This is a genomic window from Maribacter sp. Asnod2-G09, from assembly GCF_045063795.1.
GTDB lineage: Bacteria > Bacteroidota > Bacteroidia > Flavobacteriales > Flavobacteriaceae > Maribacter.
In genome coordinates, this window is record NZ_JBEFOA010000005.1 from 746,936 (window position 1) to 772,111 (window position 25,176).

The window sequence follows — 25,176 nt, forward strand, 5'->3', positions numbered from 1 at the left end:
ATTAAAGTTGTTTGATTTTTATGTTTCTAAATGCTACTACATTATGGTGATCTTGCAATCCGATTTTTCCGGTTGTATATTTTCCGAATCCGTCCCAACCTGCAAATTTAGATTTTGCCACCATAGCATCCCATTCTTCATTAGCTACTGGGAAAGTTACCATTACAGTGCCATTTAAGGTAACACTACCTACATGCGCATTGTGATCTACCGTAATCACCATAGTGTTCCACTCCCCAATTGGGTTGGTAACATCTTTAGCCGGTGAAACCATATCATACAAAGCACCAGCTTGATGCGTTGTACCTGCCTTTGCATCTGGGTGTTTATCATTATCTAAAATTTGAATCTCTGGACCAGTTTGATAGCCTGTTCCAAATTTCTCATCTTCACTTACACCCCAAAAGACACCACTATTGCCAGCTTCAGATATTTTCCAATCTAAGCTTAACACAAAATTGGTATACTCCTGTCTTGTTACAAGGTCATGGTTTTGATTCTCTTCACCTTCAGCAGGTGGTGTGTATACCAATGCATCCCCCTCTATTTTCCAGGCATCACTTACTCCGTCGGTTTTGAATTCTTTCCATTGATCTAATGAAGTACCGTCAAACAATACTTCCCAATCATTTTCTACTACAGCAACTTCTTCGACAACGGCTGTTTCGGTGGTTTCTTTTTTCTCTTGCTTACATGCAACGAATGCTAATACACATGCTGCACTTACTATATATTTCTTCATCATCTACTTTTAAAGTCCCAACATTTTCTTCAACATTTCTTTATCTATCTCCGCACCTGCAAAATCATCGAAGGTTTTCTCTGTAGCTTCGATAATATGATCAGAAATAAATTTGGCTCCTTCACGCGCACCCTGCTCTGGGCTTTTAATACAACATTCCCATTCCATAACCGCCCAAACATCACAACCGTATTGTGTTAATTTAGAAAATATGGTTTTGAAATCTATTTGTCCGTCGCCCAATGAGCGGTATCTACCAGCTCTATCGCCCCAATCGTTATAACCACCAAAAGCACCTTTTTTACCTGTTGGGTTAAATTCAGAATCTTTCACGTGAAAAGATTTTATAAACTCATGATAATGATCGATGTATGTGATATAGTCTAATTGCTGTAACACAAAGTGACTTGGATCATAAAGTATATTTACTCTTTTATGATTGCCCGTAGCTTCTAGAAAACGTTCAAAAGTATCGCCATCATGTAAATCTTCACCAGGGTGAATCTCATAACAGACATCAACACCTTCTTTATCAAAATGATTTAAAATCGGAGTCCATCTTTTTGCCAGTTCTTCAAAACCCATTTCCACTAAACCAGCTGGTCTTTGTGGCCAAGGGTGCATGGTATGCCATAATAATGATCCAGAAAAAGTAGCATGAGCTTTTAACCCTAGCCTTCTACTTGCAGTTGCTGCTTTTTTTACGGTTTCTATTGCCCATTCTGTCCTAGCTTTTGGATTGCCATGAACATTCTTAGGAGCAAAAGAATCGAACATTAAGTCATATGCTGGGTTTACAGCAACTAATTGCCCTTGTAAGTGCGTTGAAAGTTCTGTTATTTCTAAACCGTAAGAGTTTACTTTGGCTTTCAGCTCATCGCAGTAGGTTTGACTTTCTGCTGCTTTGTCTAAATCGATTAAAAAAGTTTCCCACGTCGGAATTTGAATTCCTTTATATCCTAAATCAGCTGCCCATTTACACATTCCGTCCAAGGAATTAAATGGAGCTTTGCTGTCTACAAACTGTGCCAAAAATACGGCTGGTCCTTTGATTGTTTTCATAAAAATATACTATCTGTTGTTGTTTGAATTTGTTGTTGAATTTGAGATGTCACATCTCTCAAAAAATCTTATATTTAAGAATTGTATCAGGTTCTTCTCAATACTTTGGAGATTTGCTATAAATATAGGGATTACCATCAGAAAAAGATAAAATTTCAAGCATGAATCAAGATGAAATATTCGACGCAATTGTTGTCGGAACAGGAATAAGTGGCGGCTGGGCAGCTAAGGAATTAACAGAGAACGGCTTAAAAACGCTTGTTTTGGAACGTGGCCCAATGGTAAAGCATGTCGTAGATTACCCTACTATGAACGATGACCCATGGGATTATCCTCTGAAAGGGAAATTATCAAAGGAAGATGAGAAAAAATATCATGTACAAAAACGGGTAAATTGGGCTCCGACAGAAGATTCAAAGCACTTTTTTGTGAATGATCTTGAACACCCATATGTAGAAACAAAACGTTTTGACTGGATTCGCGGCTATCAAGTTGGGGGCAGATCACTTACTTGGGGGCGACAAAGTTACCGATGGAGCGATATTGATTTTGAAGCAAATAAAAAAGAAGGTGTTGGTGTAGACTGGCCTGTTCGATATAAAGATATTTCGCCTTGGTACGATAAAGTTGAGGAATATATAGGGGTAAGTGGCGAGGCATTAGGCTTAGATGTATTGCCCGATGGCATATTTCAACCAGCCATGAAATTGAATTGTGTTGAAGAAGATTTTAAGAAAACCACTGCCGATAAGTTTGACGATGGAAGATTGATAACCATTGGTAGAACCGCTCATATTACAGACCCCAATGCAACTTTTGAAGGTCGTGGTACATGCCAAAATAGAGACCGCTGCTGGCGCGGATGCCCGTTTGGTGGTTATTTTAGTAGTAACTCATCTACATTACCAGCTGCAGAACGTACTGGCAACATGACTTTGAGACCAAACTCTATAGTGCATGAAATCATCTATGATGATACAACAAAAAAAGCAACAGGCGTACGAATTATTGATGCTGAAACCAATGAGAAAATAGAATTTAAGGCAAAGGTGATTTTTCTATGTGCATCGGCAATGGCATCAGTTGGTATCTTGCTACAATCTAAATCTGAGCGTTTTCCTAACGGATTAGGAAATGATTCTGATGCTTTAGGAAGAGGTATAATGGACCACCATTACAAACTTGGAGCAACTGCTAAAGTTGATGGTTACTTAGATAAGTATTATAAAGGCAGACGCGCCAACGGATTCTACATACCTCGCTTTGTAAACCTGACCGAGAAAACAAAGCGCGAAGGTTATTTACGTGGTTTCGGTTACCAAGGTACTGCAAGTAGAGGAGATTGGTCTAAAGAAATTGGTGAGTTAGGGTACGGAAAAGAACTAAAAGAATCTGTACTAAAACCAGGAAGTTGGACCATTGGAGTAACAGGATTTGGTGAATTCTTACCATATGACGATAACCGAGTTACCCTAAGCCCTACTGAGAAAGACAAATGGGGATTACCACAATTGGCTTTTGACGTTGAGTTTAAAGAGAACGAGTATAAAATGCGCGAAGACATTAAAAAAGAAATTGTAACCATGTTCGAAGAAGCTGGTTTTAAAGATGTTTCTTCTTATGATGAACCTAGCGGACCTGGCTTAGGCATTCATGAAATGGGTGGCGCAAGAATGGGACACAGTGCAAAGACTTCGATTATAAATAAAAATAATCAAGTACATTTGGTACCAAATGTGTACGTGACCGATGGTGCTTTTATGTCATCATCTAGCTGTGTAAATCCGTCATTAACATATATGGCTTTTACGGCTAGAGCAGCAAACCATGCAGCTGAACAATTAAAAGCAGGAAAATTCGCATAGCGCTAAAATTAATTAGCGATTATAACGTTTATTAAATCCTATAGCTTAAAGAAAATAACAACTTATGGAAAATGCTTCAGCCAGAAATATGTGGGGTGACTATTTAAAAAACCACCTCGAAGATGTCTTTCACGAGACACCGAAAACGATATATTTTGGCGACAATGAACAAGATGCCAACGAAAACGCTAGATTAATACAGAGCGGAGCTAGAAAGGCAATTTCACATTCTTTACTAGGTTTACAAAACCGTAATGAATCTTTACCAAAAATAGGAGATTATATAGTAGTCACAAATTGGAGTGGTGAAGCACAATGTATCGTTGCTACCACCGCCGTTTCTCTTAAACCGTATTTCAGTATTGATGCTACTTATGCTCAATTAGAAGCAAATGGAGACAAATCATTAGATAGCTGGAAAAAGTATCATTGGGACTTTTTTACCAGAGAATTACAAGAATTCAAAAGAGAACCAAGAGAAAGTATGATTGTTGTATGCCAACATTTTAAAGTGGTAAATTCTTAATTATCACTTAAAGTTTATAAAACAAAAAGAGCCGCAAATTGCGGCTCTTTTTTATACTCAATAATTACTTTTTAGTTCTCTAAAGCTACCCAAGTATTTCCGCTTTTATGCGAATCTACGGTTGCTTCAATAAAGTTCATACCACGAACACCGTCTGTCATAGTTGGGAATTCGCCGTCATTGTATTTTTCACCTCTAATTGCTCTTGCAACACCTTTATAAATGTTGGCCATAGAATCAAAAATACCTTCTGGATGACCAGCTGGTAGTTTTGTACCATCTAAAGACAATTCAGAATTATATGCATGACCAGGCTTGTAGATTTGTGTAGGCTCCGTATCACTTAATTTATATAAGAAATTAGGCTTTTCCTGTTCCCATCTAAAAGCACCCTTTTCACCATAAATTGAAATTGCCAGTCCGTTTTCTTCACCCGTAGCTACTTGACTACCTCTAATAACACCTTTTACATGGTCACCCATACGAATTAGCACGGTACCATCAACATCCATCTGGTTATCTTCATAAAGGTAGTTGAAGTCGCAAAGTAGTTCGTTCACTTTAAGTCCCGTAGTATATTCAACCATATTAAAGGCATGAACACCGATATCGCCCATACAAGAACTAATACCAGCTTTTTTAGGATCTAATCTCCAAACAGAAGATCTCTTTTCCTTGTCATGAATAATCGTATTGATCCACCCTTGGTAATAGACTGCATCTACTTTATGTATTTTACCTAAGGCACCAGCTTTGATCATTTCACGCATTTGGCGTACCATTGGATAACCTGTATATGTGTGGGTTAAAGCGAAAACAGTACCTGCTTTCTCATGAGATTTCTGTAAATCTTTAGCCTCTTCTAAAGTAGTGGTCATCGGCTTTTCACAGATAACGTTAAAACCATTTTCTAACAACTTCTTTGCCATTGGGTAATGCAAGAAGTTAGGCGTAAGAATAGAACAAACTTGAATACGTTCATCTTCTGGTAGTTTTAACTCCTCTTCAATTAAGGTATCAAAATCTTTATATATTCTATTTAACGGCACATCTATTTCTTTGGCGAAAGCTATGCTGGCATCATAATCAGGATTAAAAACAGCACCTGTTATTTCATAATTATCATTAATAAACGATGCTACTCTGTGCAACACTCCTATTAAAGAATCTCCTCCTCCACCTAATATTCCTAATCGTATTTTCTTTGGCATTTTGTTGTTGTTTTTGTTGTTTGTTATTGAAAATAGTATTGTTTAAAATCCCTTCGGATTTATATTTGTTCTAATTCTTGAAAAAATTCACCCCATTTATCTACTAAAGAATAGCTATAATATTTAACGAGTCACAATTTTCAGGCGTTTAAATTAAAGAATTTATCTAAGACTGATATTCTATTTTCTCTGTTTTAAAGAAAATGGCGAACAATATAAATACAGCCAACGCAAAACCAGCCGGATACATCCAAATAGTTTCCCAAACATGTTTACCGTCATCTAAAAGGTAAGCCGTTGAAATCTTTCCTGCAACCCAAAACCCTATTAACATACCCACACCATAAGTCGCTAAAGTTATAAGACCTTGTGCCGAGCTTTTAAACTTTTCACCCGCTTTACTATCGGTATATATTTGCCCTGAGACAAAGAAAAAATCATAACATATACCATGCAGTGCTATACCGATGATGAGCATAAACCCAAGTTCGTTAACATCACCAAATGCAAATAATAAGTAACGTACCACCCAAGCAGCCATAGCCACCAGAATAGTCTTTTTAAATCCGAATTTGGTAAAGAAATAAGGAAGTAATAACATAAAGGCACTCTCAGAAATTTGACCTAATGTCATTTTCCCTGTAGGGTTATCCATGCCGATTTCAACAAGAAACGGATTTGCATTCTGATAGTAAAATGCCAGCGGAATACATATTAAAACTGAAGAGATAAAGAAGATTAAAAAATTCTTATCCTTGAATAAACTCAAAGAATCTAACCCTAAAATTTCTTTTAATCCTAGTTTTTCTGAACTAGCTGCTTTTGGCGGTGTTTTAGGTAATGTAAAACTGAAAAATCCTAATATTAAAGAAGCTATGGCAGTCATCAAAAAAGTGTTTTTTAATAAACCCTGCCCTATATTGTCACCTTGGTCCCAGCTAAAAACATAGCTAATTGAGAGTCCGGCAATAATCCATCCTGCAGTTCCGAATACTCTAACCATTGAAAACTCTTTCGCTGGGTTCTTCATTTGATTAAAGGAAATCGAATTTACCAAAGCCAAAGTGGGCATATATAAAATCATATATACCAAAACCAACATATAAAAATTATCGAAAGCAGCACTTTGGTACATGAAATACATGAGAACAGCACCAAAAAGATGCAAAACCCCTAAAATTCTTTCTGCATTAAAGTATCTGTCCGCTATTATACCGATAACAAAGGGAGCAATAATAGCTCCCCATGATTGTGTTGAAAATGCCAAGGCTATTTCACCGTCTGTTGCTTTTAAATTGTTTCCTAAAAATGTACCTAGAGTCACGAACCATGCACCCCAAATAAAAAACTCTAAAAACATCATAAAGCAAAGCTGGGCTCTGACTTTATTTTTCATCTATCTTTTGTAATAAACATAATCTGAGCTTATAGGTGTTTCATCATTATTTCTAAAATCTACAGCAATTTGCCCTCTATGACTTGTAGAATGATTGATGATATGAAACAGAATATCTTGCAAGGTATTGGTAAACAATCGCCCTTCGGAATTCTCATAATCTATACGCTTATCAAAATTATCTGCATTAGTGACTATCTCGAACGAACTACGTTGATTTTCATAATGAATATCTGCCCAGTTTTTGACATCATGTTCTTGCCAAACCTCGTAATCACTAGGTTTATTTAAAATTCTAGCGTTCCAAAGATGATGCGCATTTAATATATGACTAAATAAACGCATGGTTTCTGGCGGCACTGCATCTAGCGCCAAACACTGTTCTATAAGTTTCTTGTTGCAGTGAAAATTATAATCGAATATTTCATTAAAAAAAGTCTCCATAAATCATACTCTTGATTATTCTATTTCTTTTGCCGCTTTCAACAAAAGATCTCTAGTAGCAATTATACCTGCCTCTTCACTTATTTCAGAGCCTTCATATTCCACACCGATAAATCCGGTATATCCAGCATCTTTCACAATTTTCAGCATTTGAACGTAATCAATACCAGTATCATATCCGTCAGCATCAAAATTGTTAGATTTTGCACTTACTGCCTTAGCATATGGCATTAATTCTTTAACACCCTTGTATTTATCATACTCCTTTAAACAATCCCAACTCTCAGGCTTACGTTCAATGCAGAAATTTCCAAAATCAGGTAAGCTTCCACAGTTATCCATATTTACGGTTTTCATCACCTGAGCGTGTAACTCTCCATTAGAGGATAATCCGCCATGATTTTCAACTAAAATATTAATATTCTTAGTTTTTGCGTAAGTCGCTAATTTGGTAAGTCCGTCTACAGAATTCTTGATCCATTCTTCAGGTACGTTACTACCGTTAAGGTTCACTCTAATGGCATGGCAGCCCATAGCTGCAGCGGCATCTACCCATTTTTTATGCTTCTCTACAGTTTCGTTTCTTTCGGTTTCATCATTAACCGCTAAATTTCCTTGACCATCGATCATGATCAAAACATTCTTCATTCCGTATTTTTCAGCCTCTGCATTAGATTTTGCAACGAAATTTGCCATAGCCTCTTCAGAATAACCTGCTTCTTCTAATTCAGGATTATACAGCTGACTTACATATTCTAATCCTGTAAATCCCCAATCTTTAGCTTTTTCAGCAAAAGAATATGGATCAACGCCATCTTCTCTAATCATTTTATGCATTGACCATTGTGCTAGAGATAATTTAAAAAATGGGGCAACATTACTGTCTTTTGCTACGACTTCAGAATTTTCCACTTTTTCTTTTTTGGTTTCCTTACACGCGTAAGTTCCTAATAACGAGATTCCAATACCTACAATAGAGGCAATTCGAATAAAACTTTTTCTTTTCATTTTTGGTAGTTTGTTGTTGTTTGAAATATAACCCTAACTGTTGACGTTAAAATTATGAATTGATACATTATTCTAGCATAACGTTAGCAATAGCGAATTTCGCAAGAATAATGGACTTTAAATGTATAGAATTAATTTTATATTTAATAAATTTAGAGATTAAACAACTTTTATGAGCAAATTTTATTATAACGAAGAACAAGAGTCCTACGACGCAATTGTCGTAGGTACTGGAATAAGTGGTGGTTGGGCCGCAAAAGAACTATGCGAGGCAGGCCTTAAAACCCTAGTTTTAGAACGTGGTAGAATGGTCAAACACATTGATGACTATGAGACTGCTAATAAAGACCCATGGGATTTCCCGAATGCGGGTGAACCGACAAAAGAAATTATAGCGCAACAACCAAAGCAACATAGAACAGGTTACACTACAAACCAAGCAAGTAATATGTGGTTTGTAAATGACTTAAAGCACCCATACAACGAAACAAAGAGATTTGATTGGATGAGAGGGTATCACCTAGGTGGTCGTTCACTACAGTGGGGTCGTCAAAGTTATCGTTTAAGTGATATTGACTTTGGAGCAAATAAAAAAGAAGGTATTGCTGTTGATTGGCCTGTACGTTATAAAGATATTGCACCTTGGTATGATAAGGTAGAGACATTTATTGGTGTAAGTGGTGAAAATTTAGGGCTAGAGCAATTACCTGACGGTCAATTTTTACCAATGATGGACCTGAACTGTGTAGAGCAAGAATTCAGAGAAAAAGTAGCAGAGAATTTTGATGGTCGTGTAGTAACTGCCGGTAGAACAGCACATATTACAGGAACCAAACAATTTGATGGAAGAAGTAAATGTCAATTTAGAAACAGATGTATAAGAGGGTGTCCTTTTGGAGCTTACTTTAGTAGTTTGTCTTCTACATTACCAGCAGCAGAAGCTACAGGTAATATGACACTTAGACCAGATTCTATTGTACATGAAGTAATTTATGACCCAAAGACAAAGAAAGCTACCGGTGTAAAAGTAATTGACGCAAATACGAAAGAAACTTTTGAATTTAAGGCGAAAGTTATTTTCTTATGTGCATCAGCAATTGCATCTACTTCTATATTAATGCAATCTAAATCTGAAACCTTCCCTAATGGTATGGGTAATGAATCTGACCAATTAGGTCGTAACATAATGGACCACCAACTAAAAGTAGGAGCTTCTGGTAAATTTGACGGATTTGAAGATAAATACTATAAAGGAAGAAAGCCTAGTGGAATCTATATTCCAAGATTTAGAAACTTAGGTGGTGATTCTGATAGAAAAGATTACATAAGAGGATTCGGTTATCAAGGTGGTGCCTCTAGAGGTAATTGGCAAGAATCTATTGCCGAACTATCTCACGGTAAAGAATTAAAAGATGCTGTTTTAAAACCAGGTGGATGGACATTTGGTATGATGGGCTTTGGAGAAGTGCTACCATACGAAAACAACAGATTTACATTAGACTACGATAAGTTAGATGATTGGGGTCTACCAACGGTTACTTTTGATGCTGAGCTTCAAGAAAACGAACTTAAAATGCGTAAAGACATTTTAGAGTCGGCTGTTGATATGTTAGAAAAAGCCGGACTTAGAGATGTAAAGGGTTATGATGAAGAAAGTGCATTAGGTTTAGGTATACATGAAATGGGTACAGCCCGTATGGGAAGAGACAGAAAAACATCTGTTCTAAACGGAAACAACCAATTACATGATGTATCTAATGTATATGTAACTGACGGGTCATTTATGACTTCTGCTAGTTGTGTAAACCCATCATTAACTTACATGGCCTTTACGGCTAGAGCTGCAGACCATGCAGTTAAAGAACTTAAAAAAGGAAACATATAATGGATAGAAGACGCGTATTAAAAAATATGGGTATGTCACTTGGATATATGGTGGCCACCCCAACTTTATTATCAATTGTTCAAAGTTGTAAAAGTGAGCCAGCCCTTACTTGGACACCTGAATTTTTAGATCAAAATGAAGGTTCTGTGCTTTCAAAATTGGTGAATCTTATTTTACCAAAAACAGATACACCTTCTGCTACAGAAGTACAAGTTGATATTTTTATAGACAGGTTTGCCAAAGACGTAATGGAAAAGGAACAACAAGATTTCTTTAAAATGTCTATGAACAAATTTATCAATAAAGCCTTGGCTGATTCTGGTAAAGAAAAAGCCGAAGATTTAACTGCTGAAGATTTAGAACCAGTTTTAGCAAGTTCTTTGAAATACAACAAAGATGAACAAGAACAAATGTTCAAAACCATAAACAGTTATACAAAGGCTATTGCCGATGGTGGTACTGCTGAACTAGATGACGAAATTTCAAGATTTGCTTTTGCCAACAACCTAAGAGGTATGACTATTTGGGGCTATAAAGCTTCTGAATACGTAGGTGAAGAAGTTTTGGCATACTTACCTGTACCAGGGGAATATGTGCCTTGCGGTGATCTACAAGAGCTTACTGGCGGTAAGGCATGGTCCTTATAACCAAATAACATTCTAATATTTAATAGCCAAGAGCATGATTTATTATCGCTCTTGGCTATTTTCATTTAAATACACTACCCATGAAAAGAAGAAGTTTCATTCAAAAATCTGCACTAACTACAGGCGCACTTTCAGTAGCAAGTACCGTATCATTTGCCAATACATTAAACCATAATACAGCAGCGCATAAATACAATTTAAAATATGCACCCCACTTAGGCATGTTTAAACATCTTGCAGGCGATGACCCTATTGACCAATTGAACTTTATGGCAGATCAAGGTTATACTGCTTTTGAAGATAATGAGATGCGCAAACGCCCCATTGAGCAACAAGAAAAAATGGCGGCAACCATGAAAAAGCGTGGTATTGAAATGGGTGTTTTTGTAGCCCATGAAATTCATTGGAAAACACCGAATCTAGCATCTGGAGATTTAACTAAAAGAGAAGAGTTTTTAAATGATATAAAAAGCTCAATTGAAGTAGCTAAACGAGTAAATGCAAAATGGATGACCGTAGTACCAGGCCATGTAGATCTAAAACTACGAATGGGCTACCAAACTGCCAATGTTATAGAAAGCCTTAGACAAGCATCTGCCCTATTAGAACCACATAATATTACCATGGTTTTAGAGCCATTGAATTTCAGAAATCACCCTGGGTTATTTTTGACAGACTCTCCTCAAGCCTTTGAAATTTGCAGAGCGGTTAATTCACCTTCATGTAAAATTTTATTTGATATCTATCACCAACAAATTCAAGAAGGAAACCTAATTCCGAATATGGAAGCCTCTTGGTCTGAAATCGCTTATATTCAAATAGGTGACAATCCCGGTAGAAATGAACCAACTACTGGTGAAATCAATTACCATAACGTGTTTAAATGGATACACGAACAAGGCTTTACTGGAGTATTGGGCATGGAACACGGAAACTCAAGAGACGGAAAAGAAGGTGAGCTGGCCGTTATAGAAGCTTATAAGAAAGTAGACGATTTTCTTTAAGCCTAAAATCTACATTATTACAATCATAAGAGAACGAAAAATGCATTTCATCGAATAGTTATCACTTTTTCGATGAAATGCATTTTCAATATGTAAGAATTTACTTACTGATTCGTTCTTTTATATATGTCCCAATACCTACAAACATTACTCGTCTATGCCGGTTTGCTTTTGGCATCAAAAATATCTTTTTATATCTATAAAAAGGTGAAGTTAAATTCATTTGAATTATTTCAAATGAGACTACGATACAAGTGGTTCAATTTTAAAAGTGTCATAAAATTAACCTATCATAGTTTTTTTAATGATACTATTCATTTTCCATAATCCAAAATGGATTTTCATGCGTATATAATTTATACTCTAATACTTAAGCTATGGAAAACTACATCACAATATTGATGATATACGCGGCAGCGCTATTATTTTCGACTGTATTAAAGCCGTATATCAAAAACGATAAATAAAATTCCCCTTACTTAACCTCGGCTTAGCCGTATATAAAAAAGACCTCATCAACGAGGTCTTTTTTATTCTCTTTTTTAAAATTATAGTAAGACCAGAATATTAGTTAATCATCATCTGGTTGCCATTACAACACTTAAAGATCTTTCACTATTTCCTTTGGTGATAAAACCTCTATATTAAATTACGATTAATAAGATCTCGCTATATAAAAACACTAAGGATAAAATAACCTCACTTTCTATACAACAAATAGAAAAAGTATAAATTTTATACTGAAATTTAAAAAACCTAGTAATATAAATAACGACTACTAGTGAATACTGAAGAATATAAAAAGCCAGGTGGTTTGATTGGTACTATAAAAAATGTACGGCCCCACTAATGCTTCTATTATGAAAAATGCCCACCAAGCCTAATAAAGGTAGTTCCCCCGAAACCTTTTCTTAGAACGTAATCATACGACGAATCGTAGTTATACTTATTTTGGCGCTCAAACATTAGATATAAGATAACATACACTACCTTATAAAGAACCGTACTAAATTTTAAACTTTTATATCTGCCTTAAAAGAACCTTGTATATTCAAAGATTCTCCATTAGCATTTTCTAATTGTACTTCTAACTTGCCATCTACATTGTTAGAAAAACTTTCAGTGATTATAACATCACCCGATTTAATAAAAAAAGGTAGTTCACTAATACCACCCAAATCTGCAAAACCGTAAACACCGTTAAACTTATTAAGTAAACGATCTAAATTCTTTATTTTATGAACACCCACAGGTATACCATTATTCATTTTTTCAGTGGAAGCAATTATAAACTCTAAAGTTTGTTTCTCACCACCATCAACTGAAGTAAAACTCAACAACAAATTGTCTATTGTATTACCAAATTTATCTTGTTCAATTTTCTTGGTAAAGGTTGCTTTGCCATCTAAATGAAAACTTCTTTCTCCATCAACCTTAAAACTACATGTGCCTTTATCAACTCTAATACTTTCCAAATCACCTTTTGATCCGCCTGAAAGCAAAATAAAAGGCATTATTCCGAAAAAAAATATTTTTAAAAACTTAGCTATAAACTGAATTATCTTAAACATGATTGTAAGAAATTGTTATAGTCATGGCTTGTTAATATTTCGTTTTTGAACCTCCATTACCACTGCCATATTTTCATTTACCCCATCTTCATCTTGCATAAATTGCGAAGCAACCAATAAAGCAACAATAAATAATGCCAACATTACACCGCACTTTTTCATGTCAATTTCATTTATAACACACTGAAGTTCTTTGCTAAAGATAATTTTAAGCTAAAAAAGGGAGGGTCTTTAATGTATAACCTGTCTTATTTTATGTATAATCGGAAACCTAAATTCTAGCGCAATTAATAAAAAAGAGTATTTGTAGTCTTTTTCTTTCTAAATGTAAAGGATTTAAAAGTTTTCACCCCTTTACCACATTAATATACCGATTACACTAAAATATCTTCCATTGATACAAATTCGCCTATGAAAGCTCTACAAACCCGTAATTTTTCATAACTTTCTAACTTGATACCCGATCTTTTATGTTACAAGCTGTAATAGTTGATGATGAAATTAAAGCTCTGCAGAGCCTAACATGGGAGCTTACCAACTTCAGTGATGAAATCAATGTTATTGCATCATTTACCAATCCAAATGAAGCACTTTCATATTTAGAAAATAACACTCCAGATTGTCTTTTCTTAGACATCGAAATGCCCACTATGGATGGTTTTCAGTTTATTAAAAAACTCACCAACAAGAATTTCCCTGTAGTAATCACCACCGCTTATAATCAATATGCCTTAAAAGCTATTAAAAGTCAGGCTTTAGACTATCTATTAAAGCCGATAGATACCGATGATTTAGAAGAAACCATTGTTAAGATCAAAAAATTTAATAGCAAGAATTTTTCTGTTGAGAAATTAGAAATGGCACTCTTAAATTATAACTCAAGGTCCGTACATAAACGCATTACATTAAACACCGATGGTAAATTGTTATTTTTGGAGAGTGATGAGATTCTTTATGCGGAATCTGATGGTAATTACAGTACCATATTTTTAACCGACGGTCAAAAAATAGTACTTACCAAAAAATTAAAAGAAGTCAACGAGTTGCTTCCGGCAGATTCTTTTTTTAGAATTCACAATTCGTACATCATCAACCTAAATAAAATAAAGGAATTTTTAAAAACTGATGGTTACGTGGTTTTAAAGTCAAATCATAAAATACCCGTATCAAGACAAAAAAAATCAGATTTTTTAGATATGTTATAGCATTATAAAAAGCTATTCACGTATTAATCTTAAGCTCACATTTAAATATTATAGTGCATAAAATCAAGTTTAAATTTCTATTTCTCCTTCTGTACACTATAGTATCGCAGCAACTTAGTTATTCGCAAGATGTAACCAGAAATTTAAAAGAAACAGTAGATAGTCTATTCTCTAAAACTCCGAAAGAATTTCAACAAATACATTCTGCCTTAGCAAACTATAGCAATGACAGTACTTCGTTACGCTACATAGAAAACAAAGCTACAACTAACAAGTATCTTTTGGGTGAAGCATACGCTTTAAACCAACTGGGAAATCTCTATCGAGACTTATCAATGTACCCTAAAGCACTAGAACTTTATCAAAAGGCTTTAGATGTATCTATTAACGCTAATAACATTGAGTTTAGAGTATATAGTTTAAATATGCTCAGTACGGTTTACAGGCGCACAGATGCTATAAAATCTGCTTTAGACAAAAGTCAAGAGGCTTTAGAGTTGGCTGAAAATGTTACCGAACCCAATAATGACCTAAAAAGGAGCATCACCGTATCTCTAAACAGTATTGGTGGAATATATCAAATGCTAGAACAGTATGATCTGGCTATTGAGAAATATGAAAGATCCATGATTCTTCAAAAAGAATTGGACGACAAACAAGGACTTGCCATTAGCCATCAAAATTTAGGTGAGTGTTATGAATATCAAGGAGCGCTTGAGCCTGCTTTAAAAAACTTTAGAAAAGCACTTGTTTACAATGAGATAATTGATTCTAATCGCGGCAAAATAATCTGCAATTATAGTATAGCACACGTGTATGTACACATGGGTAAAATCAAAGAAGCGATTTCAATTTTAGAAAATAATTTATTAAAAGCCATTTCTATTGGTGACCAAAAAATCATAACGACTATTTATATAAACTTAGGATGGTCGTTGATACGTTTTGGCGATTATGACGCTGCAGAAACTAATTTAGAGTCTGGTTTAAGCTTAGCAACATCTAACGATTTCAATGCAGAAATAGCCGAAGCGAATAAATTCTTATCTGAGCTATGGATCAAGCGAGATGATTACCAGAAAGGTATGCGCTATTTTAAAGAATCTAGAAAATACGAAGAGCGCATTACCAACTCTCTTAATCTACGGTACGTAAATGACATGATTTTACGATACGAATCTCAAAAAAGAGCCAACCAGTTAGACCGTCTAGCCAAAGAAAATGAAACGGTACGCTTAAAGTTAAAGAAAAACAGAACCATGCTAATTATCATTGGTATCTTCTTAATTCTACTTGTAGGCATTTTATATATTCTATATAGGCAGAGCCAATTAAACGCAGAGAAAAAACTACTGACATTAGAGCAAAGTATGTTACGTAGTCAAATGAATCCGCATTTTTTATTCAATTCTCTAAACTCGATTAAGCTATATATCATTAATAATGAGAAAAAGAATGCTGTTCATTATTTAAACAAATTTTCGAAACTGGTACGAAAAATACTTGAGGCATCGTCTCAACGAGAAATCTCTTTGGCAGATGAGCTAGAAACGGTAGCGCTGTATATGAATATTGAAAACATAAGGTTTTCTAATGAAATCAACTTTAACATTCATATTAAAGACGACATAAATACTCATAACATAAAAATACCTTCGCTTATACTACAGCCTTTTTTAGAAAACGCATTATGGCATGGCCTCTCATCTAAAGATGGAGCAAAGAATATAGATTTAGAAGTAAAAAAAGGTAAAAGTGGCTTTATTGAAATAATTATTACCGACAACGGTGTGGGTAGAGATGCTGCAGAAAAAATAAAGGACAGTAAGGTTCTCAAGAGAAAGTCGGTAGGTATTGATATTACCAAAGAACGACTAGCAAACTTTTCTCGTGACTATGAAAACTTTTTTCATGTAGATATCATTGATAAGTTTGATGATGATACTAACCCATTGGGCACACAGATAGTAATCTATATACCTATTATTTAAGGTGGTCTTTAGCAACCTCCTCTAATTCATTATACCAAGGCGCACCGAATTTTCTAATTAATGCTTCTTTAACGAATTTATAAACAGGCACTTTTAGTTCGTCACCCAAAGCACACGCTGGGTCACAAATTTGCCATTTATGATAGTTAACAGCAGTTAGCTCGGTATATTCACGCACTCTAATTGGGTACAAGTGGCAAGACACAGGTTTCTTCCACTTTATTTCCCCTTGGTTATAAGCTTCTTCTATACCACATTTAGCTATTTTCTTATCATCGAAAATAACGTAGGCACATTCACTTCCATTTACCAATGGGGTTTCCCACTCACCATCTTCACCCTTAACAAAAGCACCTTGCTCTTCAATAACAGCAACACCCTCAGGTCTTAAAAATGGTTTAACCTTAGCATAGATATCGACCATAATTTCAGTTTCTGAATCTTCAACTGGCGCACCAGCTTCGCCATCGACACAGCAACCACCTTTACACGCGCTAAGGTTGCAAACAAAATCGTTTTCTATAATCTCTTCAGATACTATGGTTTTCCCTAATTGAAACATGACCTAATTTAAAGGGCGCAAGATACATTTTTTAAAAAGTAATGGTCTTAGAAAATTTTAAGAATAAACATCTAAGTGCATATTTATAAACGTAAATTTGCAAAAAATTTGAAGAATGGAGTTTCATTTTGATTTAAGAGAGATTGCAACCGCAAGTATGGTACTATTTGCAGTTATTGATATCTTAGGTAGTATTCCTATTATTATTGGACTTAGAAAAAAAGTAGGACACATTCAGTCTGAAAAAGCATCTGTTGTTGCTGCTGTAATAATGGTTGCCTTTCTATTTCTTGGGGAAGAAATTTTAAATCTTATTGGTATTGATGTAAATTCATTTGCCGTTGCCGGTGCATTCATCATATTCTTTTTAGCTATTGAAATGATTTTAGGTATTCAATTATACAAAGATGACGAACCTGAAAGTGCATCTATTGTACCTATTGCCTTCCCATTAATTGCTGGCGCAGGTACACTTACCTCTTTGCTTTCATTACGAGCAGAGTATTATGTTGAAAATATTATTATAGCTATTGTTGTCAACATTGTCTTCGTTTTCATTGTACTTAAATCATCTGTGAAAATCGAGAAAATGCTCGGTAAAAACGGAGTAAATGTAATTAGAAAGGTATTCGGAGTTATTCTTATGGCAATTGCTGTTAAATTATTCGCCGCTAATATTAATGAGCTTTTCTAGACCGTAAGAAGGTTGTATTTTTATAAAAACAAGTTTATGAGCAAGACGTTATCCATAATTTTCATAGTAATCGCTGTAGCCCTTATAGCCTACAATGTAACTTTAGTGAATTTTGCAGACCCTTTTGAGAAAAATAGTACGATAGCATTAATCGGAATTATGGCGTCGTTATGCGCCATTGTACTTCTTCTAGTATTCGTTACCAGCAGAAAGATTCAAGATAAAATAAATAAGGATTAATTATTGGCTTTAATCTCGCCAGATTCTTGTTGCTGAATTCCGCCGCCATCTAATTCTAGCACCTTCTGAAGCATTAGATCTTCATCTGCTTTAATTTTGGCGTGTATATTCGTGTTGAATAGTTGCTCTGCGATATTAGCTTTCAAAAATCGTTTGATACTCTGCTCATAATCATAGAAATTCATTCTTAGATTTCTATCTACGGAATATTGTACAAATCTTTCAAAGAGAATATCGTCAACTTTAAAATCGTTTACAAATTCTTCTTGTGTGTATTGAGCATATCTTTCTCGATCCTCGTCTAAATGTTCGAATACAAAAAAGGACAAGAAGCCTAAATTATCCATACTCTCAACAGCTTCTTCTTCATTGCTTCCGATTGGCACAAATACATCTGGTATAATACCGCCACCGCCATAAACCACTTTTCCTTTCGGAGTAGTAAACTTCAATGAATCTGCTACTTTAATGCTATCTACAGAAATCATTTCTCCACTATGGAATCTATCTGTAAAACGTTGATAGTAATCTTTAGTACCGTTAGCATATGTTTTTTGAATACTTCTACCTGTTGGGGTGTAATATCTAGAAACTGTAAGTCTAACTGCCGAGCCATCACCTAGCGCCATTTCTCGCTGAACCAAACCTTTGCCGAAAGATCTACGACCTACAATAGTACCAATATCATTGTCTTGTAATGCACCCGCTACAATTTCACTAGCCGAGGCAGATCTTTCATTTATTAAAACATAAATAGGTTTATCTTCAAAACTACCTTCATCTGTAGCAAAACTCTTATTGATCTTGCCTTTTTTATTTTTAGTGAACAAAATGAGTTTACCATCTTCTAGAAACTCATCTGCCATTTCTTCTGCCATGCCTAAATAGCCGCCAGGGTTATCTCGCAGGTCGAGCACTAATTTTTTAGCACCTCGCTTTTGTAAGCGCACCAAAGCATCTTTAAACTCTTTATAAGTAGACTCAGCAAAGCGATTTACTTTTATATAGCCGATATCTCTATTAAGCATATAAAAGGCATCGACACTTTTTAAGGGTACAATACCACGCTTCACCTTTACATTAAAAGTTCTGTTTTCTGTTTTTCTAAATACGGTAAGATCAATAGAAGTACCTTCTTGACCTTTTAACTTTTCTACTATAATTTCACTAGGGAAGTCTTTACCATACAGCGTATCGTTATCTGCCATTAGAATACGATCACCTGGCAAAATTCCTTTTACGAAACTTGGTCCGTCTTTGACGGTTTTTATAACTGCAATAGTATCGTTATAAGAGTAAAAGTTAATACCGATACCCACAAAATCGCCCTTCATATTCTCGGTCACACCAGACATTTCTTTTTCAGAAATGTATACAGAATGCGGATCCAGTTTTTCAAGAATACTGTTGACAGTAATATCAACAATACTATCTGTATTTACATCATCTACATATTCGTAGTCGATGTAATCTATAAGTCTGTTGAGTTTGTCTTTCTTAGAATTTGTAGAAAAAAGACGTTCTGGAGAGTCATTAAAATTCAGTTTTCCGCCTATAAAAAACCCTAATGCAAGCGCAATAGCGATAATTAAAGGAAATAGAGCACTGTATTTTTTATTCATCATTAGTGTAAACGTTAGATAGTAACATTTATTTCTGGCATATGTTGTAATTCAACCCCTGCTTTTGCTAAAAATTGTAATCCCGAATCATCTTTGTATCCTACTTGGTACACTACACGTTTAATGCCAGACTGATGAATTAACTTACTACATTCTCTACAAGGCGATAATGTAATGTACAAAGTAGCACCTTGACAAGATTGGGTAGAACCTGCTACTTTTAAAATAGCATTGGCCTCTGCATGTAAAACATACCATTTCGTGTACCCTTCTTCATCTTCGCAATAATTTTCGAATCCTGTTGGTGTACCATTGTATCCGTCAGAAATAATCATTCTATCTTTTACGATGATCGCACCTACTTGCTTACGCTTACATGAAGAAAGCATACCCCATTCTTTGGCCATTCTTAAATAGGCCCTATCATACTTTAATTGTTTTTCTTTCTTCATTTACAGTACGCTTTATATAAGCACTTAACCCTAAGGTACCTGCTTTGATTAGTACCGACAATATCTTAGGGTAAACTTTAACAATCTAAAAAGGAAATGTTTCATATAACAACGGTAGCGTAACCAGTATTATGATAATGCTACCGACCGTAATAAATAAGCTTTGCTTGACTTTTAAGATGCTTTGAACTACATAAGCCAAAATCAACACTAATAAAACAATAACTACCTGAGATAATTCGATACCTCCGGCAAAACCTAATAAAGGGGCTAATTTATCTTCCTCTCCCATAATCATCATTTTAAAATAATTGGAGAATCCGAATCCGTGAATTAGTCCGAAAAAACCGGTAGCTAAAACATGAAACCAAATAGTTCTATTTTCATTTTGATTCTTATAATCTACCAAATTAAAAATAGCGGTTGCAAGAATTGTTACAGGTATCAAAAACTCTATCCAGCTGGCTTCTATCACTAAAATCTCGTAAACCGAAAATACTAATGCCAAGCAATGCGTAAAGGTAAAGACGGTTGCTAAAAGCAACACATTCTTCCAACTTTTAAATGTAAAAGGAAGCGCCAGTGCAGTTAGAAAAAGTATGTGATCATATGCATTTATGTCTAAAACATGATGCAGACCTAATTCTATATAAAACCAAAACTCTTGCATGCTACTATTTTAAAAAATTCTCTTCTAATTTAACCCGCGCTCTTTCTGTATCGTCTCATAAGCGGCTTGCACCTGCTTAAACTTCTCTTCAGCACCTTTTTTAATAGCTTCATCTTTGGTATTCACCCTGTCTGGATGATACTTTTTAGCCATTTCTCTATACGCTTTCTTTACCTCAGCATCGGTTGCCGACTTCTCAATATCTAAAATTTTATAAGAATTGTTCGCCGATTTCACGAACATGGCTTTTATACTTTCAAATTCATTAAGCGAAACTCTAAGGTAACCAGCAATTTCACGAATTTTTTGAATTTCGGGGTTACTGATACTACCATCTGCCTGAGCAATACCGAATAAAAAGTGTAATAACTGCAGACGGACTTCATAACGGGTGCGTTGTGCCAAAAACGTACAAACGTTTTGTGCAGATATTTGTCCTTTCTTATTTATTTCATTGAAACTTCTAAAAATAGCATTCGCCTTGTCTTTGCCATAGGTGCTAACAAAATACTGGCGTACATAATCCATTTCTGACTGACTCACTTGCCCGTCTGCCTTAATAACAAGTGAACATAACGATAGTAAGTTCAGCTCAAAATCTGCCGCAGTTACATTAGGTCGTGTATAATCTTCGAACACACTACGAGCGCTACCTTTACTAGATCCAAAAAAGCTGTCTATAACACTACCGGCAAAGAAGCCTAAAACTGCTCCAGATAAACCTCTTAAAAAAAAGCCGACTACAGCCCCTAACCATTTAATCATTTCGTATTCTCAATTTTGCCAAAGATAAAATATTACCATCAGAAAGTTAGGCCAATGAAAAGTTAAGGTCTGAAGCACTGCTGCGACTAATTGATTATCTTTGTAATAGTTTAATTAAAATAATAAGAATATGTACCCTGCGGAATTAGTAAAACCAATGAGAGATGATCTGGCTTCTGCCGGATTTGAAGAATTATATACAGCAGATGCAGTAGCAACTGCCATCAATAAAGAAGGAACAACTTTAGTAGTTGTAAATTCTGTTTGTGGTTGTGCAGCGGCAAATGCAAGACCTGCGGCTAAAATGAGTTTGCAGAACGATAAAAAACCTGACTTTGCAGTAACTGTATTTGCTGGTGTAGATAAAGAAGCTGTTGATGCGGCAAGAAACCTTATGGTTCCTTTCCCTCCTTCTTCTCCTTCTATGGCTTTATTCAAAAATGGCGAGTTAGTTCATATGATCGAACGTCACCATATTGAAGGTAGACCAGCTGAAATGATTGCTCAGAATTTAGCACAGGCTTACGACGAGTTTTGCTAGATTTTATAGCTTAAGCTATTTTCTTACAAAATAATAGGATTAAAAAACCGCTCTAATTGAGCGGTTTTTTATTTTTGTACTATGCAGAAGTTGCTTTCTTACATTATAACCCCCTTTTTTTTCGTCGCATTTGGGCTATGCCTCCTTATTTTTCATCCCATTCAATGGATCGGATTTAAGATATTTGGCTACAGCGGATTAAAACCGTCTGTCAGCAAATTGAACTTTTGCTTAATGCGTAGCACCAATATTTTAGGTACAACTTATCGCTTTACAAATAACTTTGACTTACCAACAGACAGACCTTTGATCATTGTTACCAATCATCAAAGTATGTACGATATACCACCACTTATTTGGTATATGCGTAAATACCACCCAAAATTTGTTAGCAAGAAAGAATTAGGAAAAGGCATACCTAGTGTATCATTTAACCTCGTTCATGGTGGCTCTGTTTTAATTGACAGAAACGATGGTAAATCGGCAATAATGGAAATAGGAAAACTGGGTACTTATATTGAAGAACATAAAAGAAGTGCCGTAATTTTTCCGGAAGGTACCAGAAGTAGAGATGGACACCCAAAGCCATTTAAACCGATGGGACTTAAGATGCTACTTAAAAAGGCTCCGTCTGCATTGATTGTTCCTATTAGCATCAATAATTCATGGAAATTGGTTCGCTTCGGACAATTCCCGATGGGATTAGGTGCCAAGGTTCGATTAGAGGTTCAACAACCTTTAGAGAACGAAGGCAACTTAGATGAACTGATCCAACAAATAGAAGCATCCGTAGTTAGCGGGATAAATTCCTTTAAATGACCAATTCAGAAATTGTAGAAGAAACCATCACCTTTGTCAAAGAAACTTTAAAAAATGCCGAAGGTGGGCACGATTGGTTTCATATTCAACGTGTATTTAATAATAGCATGTTAATTGCAAAAGACGAAGATGATGTAAACTTGCTAGTCGTTAGTCTTGGTGCACTACTTCATGATATTGCAGATGCTAAATTTAATAATGGTGATGAAGCCATGGGCCCAAAAATGGCAGAAGATTTTTTGTTAAGTCTTGGTGTGCCGAAAAGAACCATCAACCATGTCACTAATATCATCAAATACAGTTCGTTTAAAGCCAGTTTAACCGATGGTAAGATGAAGAAGAAACTCTTTACTTCAAAAGAGCTGAAAGTGGTTCAAGATGCCGACCGTTTAGATGCCATAGGCGCCATTGGTATTGCCCGTGCCTTCAATTACGGCGGATTCAAAAATCGTGCGCTATATGACCCAAGTATACCTCCAAATTTAGAAATGAGTAAAGAGGAATACAAAAAATCTGAAGCACCTACTTTAAATCATTTCTATGAAAAACTCTTATTGCTTAAAGATAAAATGAACACAGAACCAGGCAAGCGATTGGCAGAAGAAAGACACCAATATATGATTGATTTTCTAGAACAATTTTATCAAGAGTGGAATCCTTTAAAAAATTTAAGTTAAGTTTACAGAACAATTCAACAACATCAAACCATTAAAAAAGGGTCTCAATTTAAATTGAGACCCTTTTTGCATTTTATATGGTATTCTACTATTTCTGTGGCAACTCTCTTGTTAACCAACCGCTTCTACTTGCCGTTACAATTGCATATGGCGTAATCCAGAAAAGACCGAACGTAAAAAGCACGCTGTATGCATATGCCCAAACAGACTCAGATATCGAGTATCTTTTAGCATAGAACAATACTGGAAAAGTTGATAAAACCAATATACTTACAAAAGTAGAACTTAAGAATAATAATGGGTGCGTTACTACAAATACCAACATGAACAGTACAAATGGGTAGCATAATACGATTCTTGAGAATTGGCTAAAGAATAATAATCTTGTACCCGTTTTTGGACCTTTTCTAAAGTTGGTAAATACGTATTTAGACATTTGAATATTCTCACGTACATTACTTCTACCCCATCTAATGAACATTTTGTAAAGTCCTTTATACTTTTCAGGTACGTTAGTATAAGCAAATGCATTTCTTTGAAACAATACGTGGAAACCTTGCTTTAAGATCATGTTCGTCATAGCTCTATCTTCACCTATATCTGAAGCTTGACCCATAAAAGTTTGATTGATCCACTGATCTAAACAACCGAATACTGCAGTAGCTCTGTAGGCTGCTAAAGCACCAGGAGTACATAAAACTGAATTTAGCGTACTTTCAGAAGAACGAACGAACTCAAAACTTAATGCGAAACTTACGTCTAGCATTTTAGGTAAAATCTTATCATTATTCAATACACGAATATTACCTGCAACAGCGCCACAGTTTTCATCAACGATGAAAGGGCTAACTAAATTTCTTAATGTGTCTTTATCTACGATAGAATCACTATCAACGGTTACGAATATCTCACCTGTACCTTCATTAAAACCTCTGTACAATGCGTGACGTTTACCCATGTTCTTAGGTTGCTGGCAAATAGAAACTCTATCTCCCAATTCCTTTTTAGCTTCTTGCATCCAAGTCCAAGTATCATCTTTACTACCATCATCGATAGCCAATAATTGAATTTTTTCTTCTGGATAATCGCTTTCAGCTAAACTCTTTAACGTAGCCCAAACTTGCTTACCTTCATTATATGCAGGTACAATAACCGTAACAGTTGGTAACTCTTTGTCAGAAACCGATGGTATTGCCTTATATTTTAAAAATCTGATGAAGGTGTAAATAAAGAAACTCAATTTAAACACAAAAAAAGCAGCGGCTACAATCATGAAAATGAATCCGATCATGGTGCTTCTTCGCTCTAAGTGTAGTTGCGTAAAGTCGTTTTGTAAAATGTACGCTAAATAAGCTGAACCAAACATTAGCACAAATGTGCTACCCATTACAAAAATACCCCATGCATTGGCATTTTCAATTAGATGTTTAATTCTTGAAAAGAAAGGCTTCTTTTCAGTTTTTTCGGTATTGTTTTTTAATGTTTTCATTTCGTTTTTGGTAGTATTCTTGGTTTTCAGAAATAATGTTCTTATTTATTTCTTCTCCCTATCTACGCTTAGAAGTATCTTTTGGATT

26 protein-coding genes are annotated in these 25,176 nt (G+C 35.3%); 12 read left to right on the forward strand and 14 right to left on the reverse strand.

Translation table 11 applies throughout. From position 1 onward, the window contains the following. Position 1: 1 nt before the first annotated feature. On the reverse strand, positions 2-742 hold the full coding sequence (locus tag ACJJVT_RS15220; RefSeq protein WP_405399834.1) for a DUF1080 domain-containing protein: 741 nt from the start codon (positions 740-742) through the stop codon (positions 2-4). A 9-nt stretch (positions 743-751) separates the two neighbouring features. Then, on the reverse strand, positions 752-1,804 hold the full coding sequence (locus ACJJVT_RS15225; protein ID WP_405399836.1) for a sugar phosphate isomerase/epimerase family protein: 1,053 nt from the start codon (positions 1,802-1,804) through the stop codon (positions 752-754). Positions 1,805-1,965: 161 nt separating this feature from the next. Between ACJJVT_RS15225 and ACJJVT_RS15230 the strand changes: the two genes are divergently transcribed. After that, the gene (locus tag ACJJVT_RS15230; protein WP_405399838.1) at positions 1,966-3,669 is read left to right on the forward strand and encodes a GMC oxidoreductase; all 1,704 of its coding nucleotides are present in this window, start codon (positions 1,966-1,968) and stop codon (positions 3,667-3,669) included. Between the two features lie 64 nt (positions 3,670-3,733). Then, positions 3,734-4,195: an ASCH domain-containing protein gene (locus ACJJVT_RS15235; protein WP_405399841.1), complete on the forward strand. Its 462-nt coding sequence runs from the start codon at positions 3,734-3,736 to the stop codon at positions 4,193-4,195. 71 nt (positions 4,196-4,266) lie between these two features. Here ACJJVT_RS15235 and ACJJVT_RS15240 read toward each other — a convergent pair whose 3' ends face one another. The 4 genes from ACJJVT_RS15240 to ACJJVT_RS15255 all read right to left on the reverse strand — a co-directional run bounded on the left by ACJJVT_RS15240 (position 4,267) and on the right by ACJJVT_RS15255 (position 8,254). Then, positions 4,267-5,406, reverse strand: coding sequence for a Gfo/Idh/MocA family protein (locus ACJJVT_RS15240; protein WP_405399844.1), 1,140 nt, complete (start codon positions 5,404-5,406; stop codon positions 4,267-4,269). 166 nt (positions 5,407-5,572) lie between these two features. Then, a complete protein-coding gene (locus ACJJVT_RS15245) occupies positions 5,573-6,802 on the reverse strand; it encodes a nucleoside permease (RefSeq protein ID WP_405399846.1) in 1,230 nt (409 codons plus the stop codon). Continuing rightward, positions 6,803-7,246, reverse strand: coding sequence for a DinB family protein (locus tag ACJJVT_RS15250; protein WP_405399848.1), 444 nt, complete (start codon positions 7,244-7,246; stop codon positions 6,803-6,805). 15 nt (positions 7,247-7,261) lie between these two features. Continuing rightward, positions 7,262-8,254 (reverse strand): sugar phosphate isomerase/epimerase family protein, encoded by a 993-nt coding sequence (locus ACJJVT_RS15255; protein ID WP_405399849.1) that lies wholly within the window; start codon positions 8,252-8,254, stop codon positions 7,262-7,264. Positions 8,255-8,426: 172 nt separating this feature from the next. Here ACJJVT_RS15255 and ACJJVT_RS15260 point away from each other — a divergent pair, with 172 nt between their 5' ends. The 3 genes from ACJJVT_RS15260 (at position 8,427) to ACJJVT_RS15270 (ending at position 11,790) form a co-directional block, all read left to right on the forward strand. Next, positions 8,427-10,139 (forward strand): GMC oxidoreductase, encoded by a 1,713-nt coding sequence (locus tag ACJJVT_RS15260; protein ID WP_405399850.1) that lies wholly within the window; start codon positions 8,427-8,429, stop codon positions 10,137-10,139. Next, complete coding sequence (locus tag ACJJVT_RS15265) at positions 10,139-10,786, forward strand: gluconate 2-dehydrogenase subunit 3 family protein (protein ID WP_405399851.1); 648 nt, start codon at positions 10,139-10,141, stop codon at positions 10,784-10,786. The genes ACJJVT_RS15260 and ACJJVT_RS15265 overlap by 1 nt, the downstream gene beginning before the upstream one ends. An 80-nt stretch (positions 10,787-10,866) precedes the next feature. Then, positions 10,867-11,790, forward strand: coding sequence for a hydroxypyruvate isomerase family protein (locus ACJJVT_RS15270; RefSeq protein WP_405399853.1), 924 nt, complete (start codon positions 10,867-10,869; stop codon positions 11,788-11,790). A gap of 1,013 nt (positions 11,791-12,803) precedes the next feature. Here ACJJVT_RS15270 and ACJJVT_RS15275 read toward each other — a convergent pair. Both ACJJVT_RS15275 and ACJJVT_RS15280 read right to left on the reverse strand, forming a co-directional pair. Further along, positions 12,804-13,361, reverse strand: a complete 558-nt coding sequence (locus ACJJVT_RS15275) for a hypothetical protein (RefSeq protein WP_405399854.1) — start codon at positions 13,359-13,361, stop codon at positions 12,804-12,806. A 21-nt stretch (positions 13,362-13,382) separates the two neighbouring features. Beyond that, positions 13,383-13,523, reverse strand: a complete 141-nt coding sequence (locus ACJJVT_RS15280; protein WP_405399855.1) for a hypothetical protein — start codon at positions 13,521-13,523, stop codon at positions 13,383-13,385. A gap of 308 nt (positions 13,524-13,831) precedes the next feature. On the opposite strand from ACJJVT_RS15280, the gene ACJJVT_RS15285 reads away from it, so the two are divergent. Beyond that, on the forward strand, positions 13,832-14,566 hold the full coding sequence (locus tag ACJJVT_RS15285; protein ID WP_405399856.1) for a LytR/AlgR family response regulator transcription factor: 735 nt from the start codon (positions 13,832-13,834) through the stop codon (positions 14,564-14,566). Between the two features lie 53 nt (positions 14,567-14,619). Then, entirely contained in the window at positions 14,620-16,557 is a 1,938-nt protein-coding gene (locus ACJJVT_RS15290; RefSeq protein ID WP_405399857.1) for a tetratricopeptide repeat protein, read from the forward strand. Here ACJJVT_RS15290 and ACJJVT_RS15295 read toward each other — a convergent pair. Continuing rightward, complete coding sequence (locus ACJJVT_RS15295) at positions 16,550-17,119, reverse strand: DUF3109 family protein (protein WP_405399859.1); 570 nt, start codon at positions 17,117-17,119, stop codon at positions 16,550-16,552. The two genes, ACJJVT_RS15290 and ACJJVT_RS15295, sit on opposite strands and share 8 nt — an antisense overlap. Before the next feature lie 115 nt (positions 17,120-17,234). Between ACJJVT_RS15295 and ACJJVT_RS15300 the strand changes: the two genes are divergently transcribed. Continuing rightward, entirely contained in the window at positions 17,235-17,813 is a 579-nt protein-coding gene (locus ACJJVT_RS15300) for a MarC family protein (RefSeq protein ID WP_282048912.1), read from the forward strand. Between the two features lie 36 nt (positions 17,814-17,849). Next, positions 17,850-18,053 carry a hypothetical protein gene (locus tag ACJJVT_RS15305; RefSeq protein ID WP_276491622.1) on the forward strand — a complete coding sequence of 68 codons (204 nt, stop codon included), beginning with the start codon at positions 17,850-17,852 and terminating at the stop codon, positions 18,051-18,053. Here ACJJVT_RS15305 and ACJJVT_RS15310 read toward each other — a convergent pair. The 4 genes from ACJJVT_RS15310 to ACJJVT_RS15325 all read right to left on the reverse strand — a co-directional run bounded on the left by ACJJVT_RS15310 (position 18,050) and on the right by ACJJVT_RS15325 (position 21,562). Beyond that, on the reverse strand, positions 18,050-19,675 hold the full coding sequence (locus ACJJVT_RS15310; RefSeq protein WP_405401049.1) for a S41 family peptidase: 1,626 nt from the start codon (positions 19,673-19,675) through the stop codon (positions 18,050-18,052). The genes ACJJVT_RS15305 and ACJJVT_RS15310 overlap by 4 nt on opposite strands. Positions 19,676-19,689: 14 nt before the next feature. Further along, positions 19,690-20,127: a dCMP deaminase family protein gene (locus tag ACJJVT_RS15315; RefSeq protein ID WP_073241743.1), complete on the reverse strand. Its 438-nt coding sequence runs from the start codon at positions 20,125-20,127 to the stop codon at positions 19,690-19,692. Between the two features lie 85 nt (positions 20,128-20,212). Further along, positions 20,213-20,797: a HupE/UreJ family protein gene (locus ACJJVT_RS15320; RefSeq protein WP_405399861.1), complete on the reverse strand. Its 585-nt coding sequence runs from the start codon at positions 20,795-20,797 to the stop codon at positions 20,213-20,215. 24 nt (positions 20,798-20,821) lie between these two features. Then, a complete protein-coding gene (locus ACJJVT_RS15325; RefSeq protein WP_133685989.1) occupies positions 20,822-21,562 on the reverse strand; it encodes a TerB family tellurite resistance protein in 741 nt (246 codons plus the stop codon). 130 nt (positions 21,563-21,692) lie between these two features. Between ACJJVT_RS15325 and ACJJVT_RS15330 the strand changes: the two genes are divergently transcribed. The 3 genes from ACJJVT_RS15330 to ACJJVT_RS15340 all read left to right on the forward strand — a co-directional run bounded on the left by ACJJVT_RS15330 (position 21,693) and on the right by ACJJVT_RS15340 (position 23,599). After that, positions 21,693-22,103 (forward strand): BrxA/BrxB family bacilliredoxin, encoded by a 411-nt coding sequence (locus ACJJVT_RS15330; protein ID WP_299318948.1) that lies wholly within the window; start codon positions 21,693-21,695, stop codon positions 22,101-22,103. Positions 22,104-22,337: 234 nt separating this feature from the next. Further along, positions 22,338-22,922 carry a lysophospholipid acyltransferase family protein gene (locus tag ACJJVT_RS15335; RefSeq protein ID WP_341777672.1) on the forward strand — a complete coding sequence of 195 codons (585 nt, stop codon included), beginning with the start codon at positions 22,338-22,340 and terminating at the stop codon, positions 22,920-22,922. Beyond that, the gene (locus ACJJVT_RS15340; protein WP_405399864.1) at positions 22,919-23,599 is read left to right on the forward strand and encodes an HD domain-containing protein; all 681 of its coding nucleotides are present in this window, start codon (positions 22,919-22,921) and stop codon (positions 23,597-23,599) included. The genes ACJJVT_RS15335 and ACJJVT_RS15340 overlap by 4 nt, the downstream gene beginning before the upstream one ends. Before the next feature lie 88 nt (positions 23,600-23,687). Here ACJJVT_RS15340 and ACJJVT_RS15345 read toward each other — a convergent pair whose 3' ends face one another. Further along, positions 23,688-25,088 (reverse strand): glycosyltransferase, encoded by a 1,401-nt coding sequence (locus tag ACJJVT_RS15345; protein WP_405399866.1) that lies wholly within the window; start codon positions 25,086-25,088, stop codon positions 23,688-23,690. Positions 25,089-25,176: the final 88 nt, after the last annotated feature.

Excerpts from the sequence above, each read along its gene's own strand:
- ACJJVT_RS15340 (WP_405399864.1), top strand. The coding sequence starts at position 22,919 with ATGACCAATTCAGAAATTGTAGAAGAAACCATCACCTTTGTCAAAGAA.
- ACJJVT_RS15305 (WP_276491622.1), top strand. The coding sequence starts at position 17,850 with ATGAGCAAGACGTTATCCATAATTTTCATAGTAATCGCTGTAGCCCTT.
- ACJJVT_RS15285 (WP_405399856.1), top strand. The coding sequence starts at position 13,832 with ATGTTACAAGCTGTAATAGTTGATGATGAAATTAAAGCTCTGCAGAGC.
- ACJJVT_RS15255 (WP_405399849.1), bottom strand. The coding sequence starts at position 8,254 with ATGAAAAGAAAAAGTTTTATTCGAATTGCCTCTATTGTAGGTATTGGA.
- ACJJVT_RS15330 (WP_299318948.1), top strand. The coding sequence starts at position 21,693 with ATGTACCCTGCGGAATTAGTAAAACCAATGAGAGATGATCTGGCTTCT.
- ACJJVT_RS15335 (WP_341777672.1), top strand. The coding sequence starts at position 22,338 with ATGCGTAGCACCAATATTTTAGGTACAACTTATCGCTTTACAAATAAC.
- ACJJVT_RS15265 (WP_405399851.1), top strand. The coding sequence starts at position 10,139 with ATGGATAGAAGACGCGTATTAAAAAATATGGGTATGTCACTTGGATAT.
- ACJJVT_RS15275 (WP_405399854.1), bottom strand. The coding sequence starts at position 13,361 with ATGTTTAAGATAATTCAGTTTATAGCTAAGTTTTTAAAAATATTTTTT.
- ACJJVT_RS15245 (WP_405399846.1), bottom strand. The coding sequence starts at position 6,802 with ATGAAAAATAAAGTCAGAGCCCAGCTTTGCTTTATGATGTTTTTAGAG.
- ACJJVT_RS15345 (WP_405399866.1), bottom strand. The coding sequence starts at position 25,088 with ATGAAAACATTAAAAAACAATACCGAAAAAACTGAAAAGAAGCCTTTC.
- ACJJVT_RS15235 (WP_405399841.1), top strand. The coding sequence starts at position 3,734 with ATGGAAAATGCTTCAGCCAGAAATATGTGGGGTGACTATTTAAAAAAC.
- ACJJVT_RS15260 (WP_405399850.1), top strand. The coding sequence starts at position 8,427 with ATGAGCAAATTTTATTATAACGAAGAACAAGAGTCCTACGACGCAATT.
- ACJJVT_RS15220 (WP_405399834.1), bottom strand. The coding sequence starts at position 742 with ATGAAGAAATATATAGTAAGTGCAGCATGTGTATTAGCATTCGTTGCA.
- ACJJVT_RS15310 (WP_405401049.1), bottom strand. The coding sequence starts at position 19,675 with ATGAATAAAAAATACAGTGCTCTATTTCCTTTAATTATCGCTATTGCG.
- ACJJVT_RS15230 (WP_405399838.1), top strand. The coding sequence starts at position 1,966 with ATGAATCAAGATGAAATATTCGACGCAATTGTTGTCGGAACAGGAATA.
- ACJJVT_RS15320 (WP_405399861.1), bottom strand. The coding sequence starts at position 20,797 with ATGCAAGAGTTTTGGTTTTATATAGAATTAGGTCTGCATCATGTTTTA.
- ACJJVT_RS15250 (WP_405399848.1), bottom strand. The coding sequence starts at position 7,246 with ATGGAGACTTTTTTTAATGAAATATTCGATTATAATTTTCACTGCAAC.
- ACJJVT_RS15270 (WP_405399853.1), top strand. The coding sequence starts at position 10,867 with ATGAAAAGAAGAAGTTTCATTCAAAAATCTGCACTAACTACAGGCGCA.
- ACJJVT_RS15325 (WP_133685989.1), bottom strand. The coding sequence starts at position 21,562 with ATGATTAAATGGTTAGGGGCTGTAGTCGGCTTTTTTTTAAGAGGTTTA.
- ACJJVT_RS15240 (WP_405399844.1), bottom strand. The coding sequence starts at position 5,406 with ATGCCAAAGAAAATACGATTAGGAATATTAGGTGGAGGAGGAGATTCT.
- ACJJVT_RS15315 (WP_073241743.1), bottom strand. The coding sequence starts at position 20,127 with ATGAAGAAAGAAAAACAATTAAAGTATGATAGGGCCTATTTAAGAATG.
- ACJJVT_RS15295 (WP_405399859.1), bottom strand. The coding sequence starts at position 17,119 with ATGTTTCAATTAGGGAAAACCATAGTATCTGAAGAGATTATAGAAAAC.
- ACJJVT_RS15280 (WP_405399855.1), bottom strand. The coding sequence starts at position 13,523 with ATGAAAAAGTGCGGTGTAATGTTGGCATTATTTATTGTTGCTTTATTG.
- ACJJVT_RS15300 (WP_282048912.1), top strand. The coding sequence starts at position 17,235 with ATGGAGTTTCATTTTGATTTAAGAGAGATTGCAACCGCAAGTATGGTA.
- ACJJVT_RS15225 (WP_405399836.1), bottom strand. The coding sequence starts at position 1,804 with ATGAAAACAATCAAAGGACCAGCCGTATTTTTGGCACAGTTTGTAGAC.